This is a genomic window from Bacillus sp. MMSF_3353 (assembly GCF_030733445.1).
Classification (GTDB): domain Bacteria; phylum Bacillota; class Bacilli; order Bacillales; family Bacillaceae_G; genus Bacillus_A; species Bacillus_A wiedmannii.
On sequence record NZ_JASHJA010000059.1, the window covers coordinates 1 to 13,294 of the forward strand.

Here is a 13,294-nt window from a genome sequence, read left to right on the forward strand (position 1 = left end):
ATACTATTTCATGAGTATAATTGCTTTTACAATTTGTTGAAAATAGATACTCAATAACTTTTGATCATCCGATGTTTTTTTCATAATATAAATTCCTCCTTTTAAAATTTTTTATCCTATAATATTTCATATCCATATCTGAATACCTTTATAATACTAAACCCTACTTCGACTTACCATTTCACCTGTAATGGAAAAAGGTTATATTTTTTCTATTTGAAACTAATTTGAAAGGATTTTTTATCAAATGAAAAATACCGTTATTCAAACTAAATCCACTAACATGATTGGAACGGAAAATAGCAATAAGGAAACAACTACAAATTCTTTACAAGCAATATTAGAAATAAACGTAAAAGAAGGCCAGTTCCGGGAATTTATGGATTGTATACAGCTTGAAACAAATATTGAATTTTGTTATAGAGTTACAGGAAAGACTGACTTTATTGCTAAAATTATAATAACTGATTTGAGAGAATTAGAAGAATTTGTTGATAATTATATTTCTGTAGCTCAAATAATATCTAATCTTATAATATTCAAAACAAATACTAATTATGATTTGACAGATAATTAAGGTTATAAGCGACTTTTCCTAATAATAAACACCATAACAAAAAACTACACTCCTAACAATTTGGGTGTAGTTTTTTGACAATATAAATTCAGTTTAAGTCACAACTCTAAAACATAATATAAATACATTACTACACAAAATGCATAGTAAAATGGAACTAATACTCTCATATCTATATAAAGAATTAACGTGGATATTGTTTCATTTGAGAAATCTACTAATAGAGTAGTTGAAATTTAATTGCTTATTTGAATTGGAATTAGGAAATGATATTGACTATTTTAATTATAATTAAAGGCGAACTAAAAGAAATGAGTACTGTATAATACAGTACTCATTTCTACATAGTTATTTATACGTTGTTTCGACGTTATAAAATTTACTTCATTAGCTATTCTTTTCATTTAATACGCTGCTATTAAAATGATTTTGGAGCAACTTCTTGTTGTAAAACTTCTATTTTTTTTCTATGATTTAGTTCGTTAAGATAAATTACCATCATAGTAGCAGCAACAACCGTACCTATCACTCCAAAAAGATGACCTGCATTCATAATCCCAATCCATTGAATAGGTAATGCTAACGATAAAGGTAAAGCGGCTTTGGTAAACTGGAATGCTAGTGTAGATCGACTAGACCAAATAACCGTTTCTTCTTTTGTTTTAATAAAGTCAAACATGACAGTTCTTTGATTGATACGTGAACGATTAAAAACAAAACCAAGCATAAATGAAACGGCAATTGCTAAATACCAGGAATGCACTAATCCTAAAGTAATATCAAAAACAGCAATTAATAGAAAAATTGACCTTGGAATAAATTTTTCAAATTTCCCAACAAGTGTAGCTAATAAAGCCCCTAAACCTGCTGCAGCACTAACAAATCCATACTGCATAGGATCCCAACGATATACATCGTGAAATAAAATTGGTACTAAAAAATTAAATGATGCAAGTTGTATTGTTAAAACAGCAATACCAGTAATTGTAATCCATAATATTTTTGAATTATCTATTGGATTTATTTTTTCAATATGATTTGATACAGGTTTTTTATTTTGCTGAACATCTTTACTTTTTAATAGCGGCATTAGAAGAGGTAAAAATACCCCAATACCTAAAGAGAATGCTAAACCATAAAGTACATTATTAAATCCACCTACATTCATCATAAATCCTGCTATTGCGTTCCCACCAAATGCTCCAATTTGTATTGCAGTTTGTAACATATTTGAAGCCTTTCCTGCTGGAATTTCTCCTGATAATACCATTTGAGACATATAAGTTTCCAAGCTTTGCGTAGATAAAAATAAAATAATAGAAAAAACACCTGCAAAAATATATAAAGTAAAAACATTAATATGTTCACTATTCAAAAGACTTATTATAATCAGAATAATACCGATGCAACGGACACCAGAGAAAATTAACAATGGACTTTTTGTTAACCACATCTTAAGACTTTTCGAATATTTTTGCATAAAGAATGGTAACAAACTCATTAATGTTAATATAATTCCTAAATGAGTAACTGATCCCCCTTTATCCAAAATTGTCCAGGTTAGAGTTACTGTTAACATACCTTCCCCACAAAGAGTCAGCGCCAATAGTACTATAAATATAAATTGAATTGGCATTATACATTCCTTCTTTCTTATATCGGTTGTTTGACCTTAAATTTGTTTTAACTTGTTTAAAGAAAGGGATTTGGAAAACACATAACAAAATTGCACATTGAAAATGTTCTTTTATACCCGCCCTAAATACTATTAGATTGTTATTTAAATACTGTAAACAATCCAATCACTCTTATTTGCTTTTTGTTTTTTATAGAAATTTTGGGCAACTATATTATCTTTTGCGGTAACCCATTCCATATATGCATAATTATTGTCTTGGACGTACTTTTTACAAGTATTAAATAACATATCCCCAATACCCAATTTTCTATAATCAGGGATAACAAATAAATCATTTAAAATCATTGCTCTTCCCATACTTAACGTACTGAAAGTGGTATATAAAGTAGCAAATCCTATTGGCTCTTTATTAATCGTACAAACATAGAATAATCCCAAATCTTTATTTTCTATTATGGTATTTACTAATTTATCTAAAGAACTTTTTTCACGCACAGGCTTTTCATAGAATTCCATATACATTCTAATTAAATTGATAACAGTCTCTCTATCATCATAGGTCGCTTCAAAAATTTCAATATTCTCGAGATTGTTCATAGTCTTTTCTCCCCCTATACTCCAGTAATCATTTTCGCTATTCTCTTACCAATACCAGGAGCCAACTTTACTCCACCACCACTCCAGCCAGTTGCAACGATTAAACCTTCTACTTGTGGAAATTGTTCTATAATTCCTCGATTATCTGATGTATATGCATCAAAGCTTCTTCTTCCACCTATAAATAAGTTTTTATTTAGATATGGCAATCTACTTTTTGAATTTTGAAGCATTTTTTCTAAGTCATTTGGGTCAATTGACATTTTTTTGTCTGGATCAATATCATACTTATCTACTGGATATCCTACTAGAGAAGTACCTAGATTATCAGGTCTGCCATATAATCCAGTACTATCATCTATAAAAATTGGATGGTCTTTTTTTCCTATTCCATCAAAGAAATGAATTTGAATAATTTTACTTCTTACTGGAATTTTAATACCTATAGTATCTAATATATTTCCACTCCAGGCTCCAGCTGCCACAACAATATGTTTACAATGTATAGTCCCATAGGAGGTTTTAACACCTACAACACAGTTATTATCCATTAAAATTCCTTTCACTTCTATTCCTTCACAAGCTAATGCACCTTTAGTTTTAGATGTTTCAATCCATGTATTCGTGGCTAACGATGGGCTAATGTACCCTGCTTGTTCCTCGTAAGCCACACAGCTGTTTTTAGGCAAATTTATAAATTCAAATTCTTTCTTTAATACTTCAGATGAAAGGATACTAATTTTATGTCCAGATTTTTTAAGTTCTCCAATTTGCTTTTCCATTTTTATATGTTGTGTTTCATTTTCAACATATAACATTCCAGTCTGCTTAAATTTAACCTCTTCACTAATACTAAAAAAATCATTTATTCCTTCTTTTGCTATTTCAGTTAGATAAGGATCATTATGATAGACCCTTATAAAACCTCCGGATTGGCCTGTTGATCCACTACTAAAGGAATTTTTCTCTAATAAAATTGTATTTGTAATATTTTGCTTGGTTAAATAATACTGTATAGCTGCACCAATAATGCCGCCGCCAATAATAACTACATCAGCTGAATGTTTTATGATAATTCACCTCAACAAAAGATTTATCAATAACTTGTGCAATTATCCATGAAGCTCCTAAACGATCTCCATTGCTTGAAAATTTAATTGTAGAATTACCTGTTGCTAATTCATTAATTAAATTTTCTACATTAGATTCAATACATTCTAATAGATATGAAGCTGCAAGAAATGATGTTTCTACATAATCCTCTTTTGCTTTTATGGTAAAAGCATCGTTAGAATAATCTTGGGCTAATTCTATAAATTCATCTACATAAGAATCATCTGAAGCTATAAAAATTCCTTTATACCCTCTCATCCTCAGTTCCCTTAGATAAGTTGCGGAGTTAAAGTGTGTCCCAGCAAAGAATATTGCATCGCTATGCTTATTATTTTCACTATTAAAATCTTCAATTCTAGTAACTTCTTTAAATGAAGAATTTGCACTTTGATACAGTAAATCTGCTAGGCTTTTCCCGTAAAATGTTTCATCAGAAACTGCCTTAATCGTTTGAATATCTTTAGTTTTCAAAAAATTAATAACAGTTTCAGCTTGTACCAAATCATTAGAACAAAACCTAAATACTAATTCCTCGTTATTAAGCGTAACGTCTAAATTAGTCGATGCAGGAACTAAGAATGGAATTTTCGCCTTGGAATAAAACGGTATTGCTTTTAAAGCACATGCACTATTAAAGTGTCCAATTACAGCAACAACCCCTGATTCAATCATTTTTTTAGAAATATCTTTGATGGTATTTGGATCTCCTTTATCATCTTGATAAACCCATTCGATGTTACCAGCATAATTTAGCTTCGCACGATTTACACCCTCAATTAACATTTGTCCGTATACAGACCTAGGACCTGAAAAAGGGCCTACTACTCCAATTTTTATTTTCTCTTTCATAATTTGAGCTCCCTATATATTTTTTATTAGGAAATATGAGGAGGTAAGTACTACCCCCCTCATATTATCAAATATTCTGAAGATAAAAACTGTCGTTTGTTTTTGAAAAATAATTCTCTTGAAGATCCACTTTCTGTCCAGCAGGCAAAAAGCTTACTTCCTCATCCAACTGCATGTCAACATTAAATCCCAAATCCCCCCATAGCATTTTACCAAATGTAGGCATGATTGGGCTAGAAAATAACGCTAAAATTTTTGCAGTATATAATTCTAGTGCAATAGCAGTATTTCTTCTTTGTTGATTATTCTTTAATACCGTTAAAAATTCTTCTCCTGCTGAGAATTTTTTAGCAATTCTGACTAGTTCATTTAATAATCTAACTACCTTTTGCGGTGAAAATGTATTTGGTTCATATGCATTCATAATTTCATTCATAATTCGATTTACATGTTGATAATACATTAAATAGTTACCTGATAGTGTCTCTAATTCTGGAGCACCATTTGGAGACTCAGCTTCTAACTTGCATTTTAAATCATGTAACCATGATTCCCATTCTTGGTTTAAGTTCGTATCTACAATATGATTAAATTCTTCCATAGTGAAGTTTGTTTCAACTGTTTCCGGTCTACTATAAGATAAATAATACCTTACAACATCATGTGAAGCATTTTCTAATAATTCTTTGCCCCATACAGCATGTCCCCTGCTTGTTGAAAACTTAAGACCCTCTAGTTGATAAAATTCATTTGTTATCATTGTTTTAGGAAGAGTTATATCTTCACTATATGCTAGCCAAATAGCTGGGAAAAGCACTGAATGGAAATAGCCATTATCATATCCAAAGAAATTAATGATAGTCGTATCTTGATTATTCCAAAAATCCCTTAACGTATACGAAAGGTTTTTATCCTGAATTAATTCGTTTGTCGCAGATAAATATCCAGGTGCCATTTCAAACCATACATATATAGTTTGATTTTCATATCCTTCTACCGGAACTGGAATTCCCCAATCAGATACATGTGAAATAGGAATATCAGGGAAATCTTCATCTAGCATTCTCTCACATAATGCCGTTAGATGTGGCCCTATTTTTAATTCTTTGTAGTACTGTTTTAATTGTGTTTTATAATTACTTAATGGGAAAAATAGTTGTTTAATTTTAGATTTCTCTGGTTCGCTACCACAACATTTACAAGTTGGGTTTAATAAATCTATACACAAATTAGGTCTACCACATTTTTCACAAGCGTTGCCATCTGATAATTCATCACAATGTGGACAATTACCTCTCACATAAGCTTCATAAAGGTGCTTATCGCATTGCTTACAGAATAGAATGTCGACTTCTTTTTCTACTAATTTACCTTCATTCCACAGTTTTTCAAAAAACTCTTTGACAAACTCAATGTGGAATGTTGAAAAATGAGGCTTTACAAAAATATCCGGATTAATTTCTGCTAGTCTTAATGTTTTTTCAATTTCATTAGCAAAATGATCTGCCGTTTCTCTAGGAGATTTTTCTAATTGTCCAGCCTTAAACGGCACATAGCTTTGATGATCATCCGCCCCACTCATATAAAAGACTTCATTTCCTTTAAGTTTTAAATATCTAGTTAAAATGTCAGCTCCTGTATATGGACCAGATAGGTGCCCTACATGTAAATCACCATTAGGTGTTGGTGGTGTGGCCGTTATTAAATATTTCTTTTTACCTGAATCTAACTTCTTGCTATTTTTTTTACTAAAAGCATTTTCCCACCATATGGTGAAGAATATCAAATTTTCATCTGATGTATTTTTCAAACTATGTTCTTCAAATGGTGGAATAAAGATGGCGTCCCCTTGCGTAACAGGTTCTTCTTTTTTACCCACTTTAACTATTCCTTCACCCTTAAAGATAATAAAAGTTTCAACTTCATGATGCCCATGAATTTTAGAAATTTCTCCAGGTTCTATGATTCCCCACATTGCACCAAATGGTGAATCATATAATTTATTAGAATGCGGAAATAATCGTTGACACATAATATCATATTCATTTGTAAAAATCTGTGGATTTATCTTTTCAATATGCATCTTTAGACCCCCTATATTATGAAACCACGTTTTTAGTTTTTTCTTCTGTTAATGAATTATTTTCTTGTACGGTTTTTAAAATTTCATTTGATCGAATAGATAAATTAGATAATAAAGTGTCACTCAGTCCATGAGTGCTTTCATTTACACCCTGTAAATAAATACCAGGTTTAAATTTATCCGTTGTTTCTAAACGATAATTTCGGGAAACTTCAATATTATCTGAAATGTACGAGTTAAGATTTTTTAATAAAGGATGGTTCTTTTTACTTTCGTACCCAGTAGCAAGAATTACAGCATCAGCTTCAATAACAACTTCTGTATGTTTAACTATGTCTTTGTAATAAACAACCGCTTTATCAGACAGTGTTTTTATCTCCGTTAATTCTAAAAATGGCTTTATTCTAAAACGATCTTCTCCATGAAATTTTTGGTTATATAAAGCTTTATTAATTTGGCTTATTAAACTTCCATCCGCAGCTGCATAATTAGTATCACTGTGGTGTTTTAATAAAGCATCTCGATTTTTTTCTGGTAAAGAATAAATAAAGTCAATCATATTAGCGTCAAATATACGATTAACAAGCTTACTTTCATTTACAGCTTTATATGAGAAAGGTCTCATCGTTGCCGTAATATCTGATTTCGGATAATTATTGATTAGATGGAAAAATAATTCAGCTGAACTTTGTCCCGAACCTACAACTAAAAACTTATGAGCATCATTTTGTTTAAAGTTATTAATTTTGTTTTTAAATTGACTTGAATGAAATACTCTACTATTATTCAATTCAATGTTTATTGGCGTTCTTGGTGTTCCACCTGTAGCCAAAACAATATTTTTAGTAATATAGCTCTCTAATTGATTAGTCTTTGTATTTTGTACAATAACTTCTAATAATTCGACAGAATCTTCAGATATAATAGGGTCTACTGAAATTACTGTTCGACTATAATAAACGTGTTCTTCTAATTGAGATGCAACCCAAGACATATAATCATTGTATTCAAGTCGTGACGGATAAAACTCTGAGAGATTAATAAAATCGCTTAGTCTTTCATTTTCATGTAGATAATTTAAAAAGGAGAATTTACTTTTAGGATTTTTTAGAGTTACAAGGTCTTTCAAAAATGAAATTTGAATATTTGTATTATCTAAAAGCATCCCTGGATGCCATTGATAGTGCGTTTTTTCTTCTAGAAAAATTCTTTCCATTGAATTATTTTCTTCTTCAATAGCAGTTGCTAAAGCAAGGTTCGCTGGCCCAAATCCAATTCCAATAACATCATATATTTTATTATTCATTTGACTCGTCCTTTTCGTTTTTTTAAATTCTCGTATATAATTTTATTTTTTATATTTTTTTATTGTTTTTTTATAGTTTTAAAAATAATTTCAGAAAAAATTATTTAGACATAGTAACTTTCTTACTTAAAAGTTCAGTGATAAGTCCAATTGTTGTGTTGACAGTAATATTATCCTTGTCTAATATAGGGTTTATTTCCGTAAACTCTGCAGCTACTAGGTTTGTATTATTTCTTAGCATATCAATTGCCTCTTTTGTATCATCTAAACTTAAACCATGTGGAACTGCTAATCCTCCTCCAGGAGCAAATTCAGGATCTAAAGCATCTAAATCAAATGTTAGATGAACTGCATCTGTATTATTATTGAGAATCTTAATTGCCTTTTCCATAATACTTTTTATTCCTTGTTTTCTCACATCTTCTGCTGTAAAAATTGTTACTCCTAAATTTTTGAGAAACTCTTCTTCCCCCGGGTCTAAATCACGAATTCCTATTTGTACGATATTCTTTGGATCAATTTTAGTTTCTTTCTCTAGAAAATCTTTAAATTTTTCGTTACCGTATCCTAAGAGAATTGCTAAAGACATCCCATGAATATTACCAGAAATCGATGTTTCAAATGTATTTGCATCCCCATGAGCATCAAACCAGATTACTCCCAATCTTGGTATCTTTCTAAGAATTCCAGTTACAGTCCCAATTGCAATACTATGATCTCCACCTAAAACTAATGGGAAATGCCCTTTTTCCAATTCGTTCTCAACTGTCGAAGCAATATTTTTACATATATCAATTACTTCATTTGAAAACTCTTGTTTGACAATTCCATAATTTTTATTATTGGTTGAAGGAAGAGAAATGTCTCCTAGATCAACAAAATCAATTCCGATTTCAGTTAATTGCTTCGACATACCGCCGTATCTTATAACATATGGTCCAAGGTCAACCCCTCCTATACTAGCTCCGAAGTAAGTAGGTGCTCCCAAAATAGATACTTTTTTATTCATAATATTTTCCACTCCATTTCAATAATAATAATAATATATATAGGATTACTTGGTTTTAAATTGATACTATTAAATAATTTATTGATAAATCTAGCGGTTATATTCCTCATTTAAAACAAGGAATATAACAACCAGATTTACTTAAGTTTTTATGCATGAACCGGAATTTCTAATTCTATATCTAATTGATTATCTAATACTCTAGCTCTTTGGCGCAAATTTTCTACATCAGATTTATCATTATATGGTGCTCTTAATGAAAGTAAGCCCGTTATATCAAATCCTTTTGGAGCATGATATACTTCAGCTCCTACTTTTGCTACAGGATAGTAAGCCTTATACTCTGGCTGTTCAGCAACAATTCCCAATTCATTTTTCTTTATAATTCCAGATCTATATACAAATTTAATACAAGTACAAGATTTTGGTGTTGTAGATCTAGTTAAGAAGAATTCCATAATATCCCCTTTACAATCTAATAAACCAAGAATATTAACGGCTACTAAATCAATTCCATGTACATCACGTATATTACGATAAACATGCCCGCCACTGATTCTAGTACTAAATTCTACAACTTTAAAATTCCCTTGCGTATCTCGGCGTAGTTCTACATTAAATAAACTGTTTTCAATAGCTAATTTTCCACATATTTCTTTAGCAATATTAACAACTATGTCTTCATCTACACCAACATACGGTAAAGTGTATTCATCTTCCTCGAAATATGGACCCATCATTTTATTTTTATTGTGAATTCCACCAAGGTAAAATTCTCCATTTAAAACGACTCCATCAACTGTAATTTCTTCTCCAGTCAGAAATTCTTCTACTAATGCCACACATTGTTGTGTTTGATTAAAATAGAATCCTTTATTTGTTTTAGAAAGATTAATAATTTTTTCTAATGAATTATTCAATTCTTCTAAGCTGTTAACTAAATATACAGATTCACTGCTAGCAGCCATAGTAGGCTTAATGATTACAGGGAAAGGAATATTTTCTATTTCTTTCTCTGCATCCTCTATAGAATTAACTTTTGCAAATTTAGGACTAGCAATAGAATTCTTTAACATAAATTCTCTCTGCTTTGATTTATCTCGAGATGTCGTAGCAGCTTCAACAGATAACGCTTTATTGCCAAAGCGTTCATTAATTTTAGCAGTTAATACAATATCAGTTTCTTGCCAAGTTACAAAAAAGTTAATTCCTATATCTTTTCCTTTTGTAAAAATATAATTTTCAGCATCTATTTCAGAAGCCTCTTCAAGTACAATTACTTCTTTAAAGCGCGCATCCATTGTTTTACTTGGTACACTCGTAAACAAGTAAAGTTCATCAGATATTCTTCCTGCAGTTTCAATATGATCACCATGAATGCTATAACCTTTTCTCATGATGATTCCAATTTTTTTATTTTTCATATGTAATCTCCTTTTCTTCTCTGTATATCTTGATAACACGTTGTAATCGTATACTAAAACTTTTGATTGTTCAATAGATTAGAAATATTTAGAAACATTTTTCCATAAATATATTTTCATGTAAAAAAAACCCAAAAAACCTCAAATTGAAAGACATGCAACTAGATATTTTTACTTGAAAAAACTAACAAGAATTCATTAAAAACGCCGTAAAGTTTACCTTTTTTAAACATAAATTTCCTGATTTTAACATTTTTGTTTTTTTCTATTGATTCTTATTTATTGAAAAAGTTTATTTTTCTTTAATGGAATAACATACCTGCCTATAATTAGTTGTTGTCTAATTTAAACAAACTTGATAAAAAGACTTTTATTTTCACCTTTCTTATTATGCAATTATCGTTGTAATTTAAAATCTTTTTCGCAAGAGTATTCAGCAGGTGCAAAGAAAACAAGTACCGTGAGATCTTCTTCAATAGTATGAAATCTATGTTCCATGTTAGCCTTTACATAAATAATAGAACCAGATTCAACAAAAATATTTTCACTCTCTACTTCAAGTTGTGCTCTGCCATTGATAATATAATATACTTCATCTTCTGTATGTGGTTGTTGGATATCTAAAGATCCTGCTTTCAATTCATAAATTCCCATACTTAGATCCGTTTCATGCAAAAATTCATAATAATTTTTGTCTATATTTCTTTTTTCTCTTAAAATCTGTGTAAGTTGATAATTTTTCATTTGTTATCCTCCTAATGTTATAAAATTCTTGAATCAATTAACTTAGTTAACTTAATAAAAGGAATATATCAGGTATAAACTAAATTCCTTTACATGTGTCTAAAGAATTAATTAAAGATATATAAACTGCCAGCATAACAAAAAGAGATAGAAATAGTCCTATCTCTTTTCTACATAAGGGCCATGCTTACAGATTATCCTTTCATTTCAAATTTAATTTTAATAGGAGAAATCTTAATATTCAATCTCTAAAATATTTTCTCAATATGTATAATTTAATCTTTAATTTATACTATAGTTAACTCTATTTTTAACACATTAGCCAAATATATAGTGTTTTTTCACTCTTATTAAGGATATTAATTCAAGGATCATACCGAGATGAATTCATTACCAGTATTATCAATAAGTTCTTGAATGAACTATCTATTTTTCCTTATATAAAATACTTCTTATCAGATATCGCGCTTTGTATAACAAAGTACTAGATAATATCTTCTTGTTTTACTTTACCTTTAACCTTTTATTATGATCCGTAAAATAAAGAAGCTATGTATGTAATAATGACATACCTAACAATCTTAATTATAAGCAGTCTTGTGAACTATAAACATCAAAGAGGAAGCTATATGCATAGTAGTATTATTATAAATACCCTGGAACAAGGGGATTCATTCGGTTTTGTTAAGATTAATTCGATGGCTATTAAAAATAAAAATTAACCAAAGTAAATACTACCGATTGTTGGGTAGTTCATATAACCATTCCGTAAAATCTATAAAAAATGAAAGGAGATAAATACATATGAAAAAAATGAATTTCATTAGATCACTTATACTTATAATCACAGTTATAGCTCTAGGAGCATGCAAAGATGCAAAACTCAACAATTCACTAGATTGGGATGTACAAAAGTTCTCATTTACAGATCAAAATGGGAAGCAATTTGGATCAGCTGAGTTACAAGATAAAATTTGGGTAGCTGATTTCTTCTTTACAAGTTGCCAAACAGTTTGTCCACCTATGACAGCCAATATGGCAAAACTCCAGAGAATGTTGAATACGGACGGGATTAAAGATGTAGAATTTGTATCATTTAGTGTTGATCCTGAAGTAGACACACCAGAAAAAATAACAGAATTTATGAAGACCTATGCAATGGATGGAAGTAGGACTCATTTCCTCACGGGATATAAAAGAGCAGATATTGAAAAGTTTGCTAAAGAAAACTTCCAATCACTTGTAACTAAGCCAGAAAATGATACACAAGTTATACATGGCACAAGTTTTTATCTGATTAACAAAAATGGAAAAGTTCTAAAAAAATATTCAGGTGTCGAAAATACTCCTTATGACGAAATTATTCAAGACATTAAAAAAATTAGATAATAAAATTCTATTAAGTCAATAGTTTGAGGAAAGTGAAAGTTTACTTTCATTTTTTTAAAATAATTACAACAAAATTTGTAATTACTTTCTCAATATATATACTATTGTTGATTATGGTTTTAATATTAAGAATCAGCAAAAATCTAAGCAAAATAAAAATATAATGGTTATCCTTTTTGTTTACTCCTTGTGCTAAAGATAAGATCGTGTTCGCCGATCTTATTTTTTTACTTTGTATGCTTTTGATACAAAAATGAATCCTTATAAAATAAGAATTCTGTAACTGGAACTAAAAATTTTTAATAATTTAGGAGATCATTTGTTTGTAGACCACTTGCTTCCTACTATGAACCATCGACAGTAAATTTATCTGTTGAAACAATCTGCCCACGTTAGGGAACCCTACTTTTTAAAAATATAGTAGAAAAGATGGATATGATGATTAGTCTAGTTACTACGTACATGAGGATTGAATCTGGATCTACGGAAGAATTAAAAGAACTTCAGAAAGAAATTATCCATGCTCAAGCATATATCCAAAAACGAAAATTTGAAGAAACACAG

The 13,294-nt window shown here is 29.9% G+C and carries 11 protein-coding genes; 2 read left to right on the forward strand and 9 right to left on the reverse strand.

The features are described from left to right. Positions 1-247 precede the first annotated feature (247 nt). The gene (locus RBB48_RS30735; RefSeq protein WP_306008775.1) at positions 248-577 is read left to right on the forward strand and encodes an Lrp/AsnC family transcriptional regulator; all 330 of its coding nucleotides are present in this window, start codon (positions 248-250) and stop codon (positions 575-577) included. 418 nt (positions 578-995) lie between these two features. Here RBB48_RS30735 and RBB48_RS30740 read toward each other — a convergent pair whose 3' ends face one another. The 9 genes from RBB48_RS30740 to RBB48_RS30780 form a co-directional block, all read right to left on the reverse strand. Continuing rightward, positions 996-2,213, reverse strand: a complete 1,218-nt coding sequence (locus RBB48_RS30740; protein ID WP_001122312.1) for an MFS transporter — start codon at positions 2,211-2,213, stop codon at positions 996-998. Between the two features lie 144 nt (positions 2,214-2,357). Beyond that, positions 2,358-2,813: a GNAT family N-acetyltransferase gene (locus RBB48_RS30745; protein ID WP_097890064.1), complete on the reverse strand. Its 456-nt coding sequence runs from the start codon at positions 2,811-2,813 to the stop codon at positions 2,358-2,360. Between the two features lie 14 nt (positions 2,814-2,827). Then, the gene (locus tag RBB48_RS30750; protein WP_371878408.1) at positions 2,828-3,889 is read right to left on the reverse strand and encodes an NAD(P)/FAD-dependent oxidoreductase; all 1,062 of its coding nucleotides are present in this window, start codon (positions 3,887-3,889) and stop codon (positions 2,828-2,830) included. Beyond that, positions 3,867-4,775 (reverse strand): branched-chain amino acid ABC transporter substrate-binding protein, encoded by a 909-nt coding sequence (locus RBB48_RS30755; RefSeq protein ID WP_097890062.1) that lies wholly within the window; start codon positions 4,773-4,775, stop codon positions 3,867-3,869. The genes RBB48_RS30750 and RBB48_RS30755 overlap by 23 nt, the downstream gene beginning before the upstream one ends. A gap of 67 nt (positions 4,776-4,842) precedes the next feature. Continuing rightward, positions 4,843-6,858 (reverse strand): class I tRNA ligase family protein, encoded by a 2,016-nt coding sequence (locus RBB48_RS30760; protein WP_097890061.1) that lies wholly within the window; start codon positions 6,856-6,858, stop codon positions 4,843-4,845. A 16-nt stretch (positions 6,859-6,874) separates the two neighbouring features. Then, entirely contained in the window at positions 6,875-8,164 is a 1,290-nt protein-coding gene (locus tag RBB48_RS30765) for a lysine N(6)-hydroxylase/L-ornithine N(5)-oxygenase family protein (protein ID WP_097890060.1), read from the reverse strand. 100 nt (positions 8,165-8,264) lie between these two features. Continuing rightward, positions 8,265-9,173, reverse strand: a complete 909-nt coding sequence (gene rocF, locus RBB48_RS30770) for an arginase (RefSeq protein ID WP_097890059.1) — start codon at positions 9,171-9,173, stop codon at positions 8,265-8,267. A gap of 149 nt (positions 9,174-9,322) precedes the next feature. Next, positions 9,323-10,597 (reverse strand): ATP-grasp domain-containing protein, encoded by a 1,275-nt coding sequence (locus RBB48_RS30775; protein ID WP_306008776.1) that lies wholly within the window; start codon positions 10,595-10,597, stop codon positions 9,323-9,325. Positions 10,598-10,993: 396 nt separating this feature from the next. Continuing rightward, positions 10,994-11,341, reverse strand: a complete 348-nt coding sequence (locus RBB48_RS30780) for a cupin domain-containing protein (RefSeq protein WP_097890057.1) — start codon at positions 11,339-11,341, stop codon at positions 10,994-10,996. An 804-nt stretch (positions 11,342-12,145) separates the two neighbouring features. Between RBB48_RS30780 and RBB48_RS30785 the strand changes: the two genes are divergently transcribed. Then, positions 12,146-12,730 carry an SCO family protein gene (locus RBB48_RS30785; RefSeq protein WP_098155382.1) on the forward strand — a complete coding sequence of 195 codons (585 nt, stop codon included), beginning with the start codon at positions 12,146-12,148 and terminating at the stop codon, positions 12,728-12,730. The last annotated feature ends 564 nt before the right edge of the window (positions 12,731-13,294 follow it).

Coding starts and splice junctions, on each gene's coding strand:
- RBB48_RS30735 (WP_306008775.1), top strand. CDS start 248: ATGAAAAATACCGTTATTCAAACTAAATCCACTAACATGATTGGAACG.
- RBB48_RS30740 (WP_001122312.1), bottom strand. CDS start 2,213: ATGCCAATTCAATTTATATTTATAGTACTATTGGCGCTGACTCTTTGT.
- RBB48_RS30745 (WP_097890064.1), bottom strand. CDS start 2,813: ATGAACAATCTCGAGAATATTGAAATTTTTGAAGCGACCTATGATGAT.
- RBB48_RS30755 (WP_097890062.1), bottom strand. CDS start 4,775: ATGAAAGAGAAAATAAAAATTGGAGTAGTAGGCCCTTTTTCAGGTCCT.
- RBB48_RS30760 (WP_097890061.1), bottom strand. CDS start 6,858: ATGCATATTGAAAAGATAAATCCACAGATTTTTACAAATGAATATGAT.
- RBB48_RS30765 (WP_097890060.1), bottom strand. CDS start 8,164: ATGAATAATAAAATATATGATGTTATTGGAATTGGATTTGGGCCAGCG.
- rocF (WP_097890059.1), bottom strand. CDS start 9,173: ATGAATAAAAAAGTATCTATTTTGGGAGCACCTACTTACTTCGGAGCT.
- RBB48_RS30775 (WP_306008776.1), bottom strand. CDS start 10,597: ATGAAAAATAAAAAAATTGGAATCATCATGAGAAAAGGTTATAGCATT.
- RBB48_RS30780 (WP_097890057.1), bottom strand. CDS start 11,341: ATGAAAAATTATCAACTTACACAGATTTTAAGAGAAAAAAGAAATATA.
- RBB48_RS30785 (WP_098155382.1), top strand. CDS start 12,146: ATGAAAAAAATGAATTTCATTAGATCACTTATACTTATAATCACAGTT.